Annotated in this window: 5 protein-coding genes and 2 pseudogenes; 4 read left to right on the top strand and 3 right to left on the bottom strand. The window is 33.7% G+C overall.

Features of this window, described 5'->3' with window-relative positions:
* On the top strand, nucleotides 1–393 hold a 393-nt coding region (locus C7Y47_RS24485; RefSeq protein ID WP_185903605.1), incomplete at its 5' end, for a transposase.
* A 379-nt stretch (nucleotides 394–772) separates the two neighbouring features.
* Nucleotides 773–967, top strand: coding sequence for a hypothetical protein (locus C7Y47_RS24480; RefSeq protein WP_142511121.1), 195 nt, complete (start codon nucleotides 773–775; stop codon nucleotides 965–967).
* A 212-nt stretch (nucleotides 968–1179) separates the two neighbouring features.
* Here C7Y47_RS24480 and C7Y47_RS24475 read toward each other — a convergent pair.
* Nucleotides 1180–1409: pseudogene (locus C7Y47_RS24475) on the bottom strand (hypothetical protein).
* A 150-nt stretch (nucleotides 1410–1559) separates the two neighbouring features.
* On the bottom strand, nucleotides 1560–2204 hold the full coding sequence (locus C7Y47_RS24470; protein WP_142511120.1) for a hypothetical protein: 645 nt from the start codon (nucleotides 2202–2204) through the stop codon (nucleotides 1560–1562).
* Nucleotides 2205–2353: 149 nt separating this feature from the next.
* Between C7Y47_RS24470 and C7Y47_RS24465 the strand changes: the two are divergent.
* Nucleotides 2354–3193: pseudogene (locus C7Y47_RS24465) on the top strand (tyrosine-type recombinase/integrase).
* A gap of 129 nt (nucleotides 3194–3322) precedes the next feature.
* Here the strand turns inward: C7Y47_RS24465 and C7Y47_RS24460 are convergent.
* Complete coding sequence (locus C7Y47_RS24460; protein ID WP_142511119.1) at nucleotides 3323–3757, bottom strand: MarR family winged helix-turn-helix transcriptional regulator; 435 nt, start codon at nucleotides 3755–3757, stop codon at nucleotides 3323–3325.
* A 143-nt stretch (nucleotides 3758–3900) separates the two neighbouring features.
* Here C7Y47_RS24460 and C7Y47_RS24455 point away from each other — a divergent pair, with 143 nt between their 5' ends.
* On the top strand, nucleotides 3901–4377 hold the full coding sequence (locus C7Y47_RS24455; RefSeq protein ID WP_142511118.1) for a GNAT family N-acetyltransferase: 477 nt from the start codon (nucleotides 3901–3903) through the stop codon (nucleotides 4375–4377).
* Nucleotides 4378–4522: the final 145 nt, after the last annotated feature.

Here is a 4522-nt window from a genome sequence, read left to right as displayed (position 1 = left end):
GGAATGTTTGTTTGTAAGGCCGGTCATCTCGCGACAAGAAAAGCACGTACGGGTAAAAAAGGAACGAGTAAGAGTCAGAGTCAGACATATTATTTTGACATTGAAAAATGCAAAGTAGGCTGTTATAAAGAAGGCGCAAAAAGTAAAACATATTCTGTCACAATTAAGTCGGATACACATGCCGAACAAGAGGCATTTCAAAATACGGAAGCATTTAAGCAATTAGCCGCAAATCGCTACAAAGTAGAAGCGAAGAATAGTGAATTAAAAAACGGACACGGGTACGATACGGCATCGACTGCGGGTCTATTTGGCATGGAAATTCAAGGTGCTACAACGATATTCGCTGTCAATTTGAAACGGATATTAAAGCTACTAAATGAAAATGAATAAGGAATAGAGACAGAAATAAGGCGCTTCCTGTTCAAAATCGCATGCTCAAGATAATATCAATCATTGGATTCGATTCCAATATATTCAATTCCCACAACTTTATCACCTAACATCAACAATTCTTTTTTCTCATATTCAAATTCTTTTTCCCAGTAAGGTTATAATCACTAAGATTAACAATTGGTCTCCTTATTTTGTTCCCACCTTTAAAATATACTTCTAAATCTAATTCTATAAAGCTAACCTAAAACCTGCTTCAACAAACCTGCACCGTTAGTAAAAAGCTTCTTTACTTGTTGTAATTTAAAGTGGAAAGCTTCACAAATAATAGAAAATAGATTATACTGGACTAACTATCATATTCAAAGGAGCATTTCCTATGACCGAGAATAATCAATCTGAAGTATCCCCAAAAAAAATCAGCCTGAAAGAGGCAGTGAAACAGCAGCTTGAAAACAAAAAGAACCATTCCTCTGCTAATAAAGGAAAAAAGAATGCCGACCTTTCAACAAAAAAAATGAAAAGCCAGCAAACGAAAAAAACAAGCAATACCCGTAGAAAAATGGGTGTCTGATATACTGGCAATATCGGAAAGACATATTACCAGACAAAGCTGTTTTGAAAAAGCATTCACCGGAATGCTTTTTTTAATTATTTTATTCTTTTCATTTTATAACTTGTTTAGCTAAATGCTCTGTTAGTTGAAAAAGAAAAGGATGGGATCTCTGTGGAATCCCTTCTTGAAGTATATCACTCCGTTTGTTTAAGTACATTTGAAACCAACAGTTACCCAAAGTGATTATGAAACCACCAAACAATAAGAGTTATACTCACTATTCCCCAAGCTGTGTACTCACTATCCACCAAATTATGGATTTAGCTTTTGTTGAACTTTCCTCGTCTTCCATATTTGCTTTTATAAAAGCGAGCTTACTTTCCATACCTTTTTTCATAGAAGTGAGAACAACAAATCCGATTATTATGAAACCAATAGTTATCCAGAGTAATAAGTCCACCTTTTATACCTCCCTTTTTTGTGAATTACTTTCTTTTCAATCTTCTTTATTCAATTATCCTGCTCCGTTAATACAATAAGAAAAAAGAGCTGTCTAAACAGCTCAAGGATCTTCAAGTAAAGCACCCCAGTAATTGAAGAAATTATCTAATTAAAAATCTTTATTCCATTCATCATCTAAAATGACACCTCTTTCTTCGATATAACTCATAGCAAATGAACCGTGTTGTAATTTATCTTCGCTTTTTAGAAAAGCTATGAATTCATTTAAGATTTGTTCGTCATTTTCACTCTTTTTGCGAGTGACTATAATACGAATAATCGGTGCAACATCAAACTCTTTATAACTTTTAGGATTAAGAGGGTCGATACCTAATTCTTGGCCGATATTATCATTAGTAAAGGAAACGAAGAAATCAGTTGTTTCTCCAAAATTCTTTTTAATAAAAGGACGTATTTCACTTTCTAAGTCATTTGCCCATTTATCCGCCATGTAAGTATCCACCATTTGATTTGTTTCAGCATCAAAATAAACTAAAAACTCTGTATTCGTTTTCTTATCCCTGACCTTAGCCGCATATTCAAATTCAAAGTTCCCCATATTATCATACAGAGTGTCATATATCTCGAAGTTATCATTAAAATTATCTTCTAAATATTGTTCAGCTTGATTTCTTACTTCTTCTTCTTTATCTTTATCAGGTTTCATTTCTAATATAAAGACAACTACAAGTATTCCAATTCCTAATAATATGACACCTAAAATGCCAAGCGTGATTTTAAGATATTTATTCAAAACATCTCCTCCCTTATTTGATAATTTACCAAAAAACCTTGAATACCTATTAAAGTATCCTGCCCCGTTCGTAAAATCACTCCTTATGTCTAGATTTCTATTAAGTCGGCAATAATCCCTTTTATATTACTATTTTAGGGGGAATGGAATTGTTACTGTCAAAAGCATGGACTTTGTTTGAAGCTGATAAACGAATAGAGGGCTTTTCGCCACAAACGCTGAAGGCCTACCTGTTACAGTCTTTGCTATTAATTGGTTATTTTAAGGATAAAGAGATGGAATTGCTTGACACCAATCAACTGAAGGTATATCTTGCTATATCCGGCAAGCACTTAAAACCAGCCCGTCTTGCACATCGTATCCGCTTATGAAATCATTTTTTCGTTGGTCTCATGAAGAAGGATACCTGAGTAAGAATCCAACTTCCAAAATTAAAGAACCGAAAGTAGGAAAACGGATACCCAAGTATTTAACCGAACGGGAGATTGAACACCTCCGTGAATCCTGTCATTCCGCAATGGAAAAAGCAATTTTCAAATTCATGTTTTCTACTGGTTGTCGAATTGGAGAAATAGTTGCGTTAGAAAAGAACCATATTAGTTGGTCCAACCAACCCACAATCGTTAGAGGAAAAGGTGATAAGGAAAGGGAGGTTTATTTTAATACGCGTTGTGACATATAGCTTAAACGTTATATTGAAAGCCGTACTGATAATAATCCTGCCATTTTTTGTGACAGTAAGACAGCCACATAAAATGAGTGTTGCCCAAATGCGATACATCATCAAGCCGATATCAAATCGTGCTGAAATCAATAAAGAAATTCATCCACAACAACTTAGACACAGCTATGCAACACATTTGTTGAACAATGGCGCTCCCATAGAAGTCATACAAAGTCTTATGGGGCATGTGAAAAGCGAAACAACTAGGATCTACGCTCAATTAAGTGGGAGGCTAAGGAAAGAGTATTATCAGAAATACTTTTAAATGTAAAAGGAGCAATGTCTAAAAAGACTTTGCTCCCACTTGACTAAACCACCCGTTAGCTAGATAAGAACAGCGACGCTTCTTCAACAATCGCGCCCTTTAACAGAAGACTCGATTTCAAGATAATCTTCAAAGTTTATTATTATCTAATTTTTCTTTTATTAGCATCATTGAATTACGAATTTCATTGATCTCACTATTAGTTAGTCCATTAAACAATTGATTTACTTGTTCATCTGACTGATTGTTAATTTTATCTAGTAGTTCTTCCCCTTTTCTCGTCAAAAATAGGAGATTTTTTCTACTGTCTATTGGTGAGTTTTTTTTCTCTATTAATCCTTCCCTCTCAAATTTACGTAAAATTCTGCTCAAATAGCTTCTATCAATTTTAAGTTCTTGCACGAGATTATTTGCAATACACTCAGTTCTCTCGCTTATTTCAAATAGTATTCGTGCTTCGGTTAATGAATAATCTGTATCTAGAATTTGGTTATTAAATAAACCAAGTACCTTGGTATAAAAACGATTGAATTGTCTGATATCATAAATAATTTCTTTATCCATACTTTCTCCTTTAGTTGACTTAGTCCACGTTTAATATTAATATAAATATATCCCTAAAATGTGGACAAAGTCAACGTTTTAGAGATATTATTTTCAAAAACCTGTGGCAATCCCTATTAAGACCTAATTGAAGGAGATCGTATATGATTATTCGAGAAATTAAAAAAGAAGACAATGCAAAAGTAAAAGAAATTATACAAGATTCATTAAAATCACTTGGATTAGCGGTTCCTGGATCAGCTTATTTTGATCCTCAACTTAACGACCTTTACCAATATTATAATAATTTAAAACATGCGAACTATTGGGTAGTAGAATTAGATGGGGAAGTTGTAGGTGGAATTGGTATAGCACCGTTCAGTGAACAGGATAAAGTTTGCGAATTACAAAAGCTATACTTAAGTCCAAAAGCACAAGGTTTAGGGCTTTCCAAGAAATTAATGGAAACAGCTTTGTCATTTGCCTCTAAACATTATGAAAAGTGCTATTTAGAAACAATGCATGAATTAAAAACTGCATGTATTTTATATGAAAAATTTGGATTTACACTTTTACAAGAACCCCTACCAGGTTCTGGACACTCTGCTATGGATGCGTGGTATTTAAAAGATTTGAATTAGCCATAAGAAGTCCATTAATTCGATTATAACTAAAAGCTAATATATAGAAAAAAAGCCGATTTCCAAATTGAAGTGTACCCTTTGTAAAGGACATTTTGAAAAAAAGCTAGGCAACTTTTTGAAGCTGCTGTCTGTATTTTGCAGG

The sequence above is a fragment of the Lysinibacillus sphaericus genome (assembly GCF_006864135.1).
Classification (GTDB): Bacteria; Bacillota; Bacilli; order Bacillales_A; family Planococcaceae; genus Lysinibacillus.
Note: the sequence above shows the minus strand (reverse complement) of the source record. Positions and strands in the feature narration are given on the sequence as shown.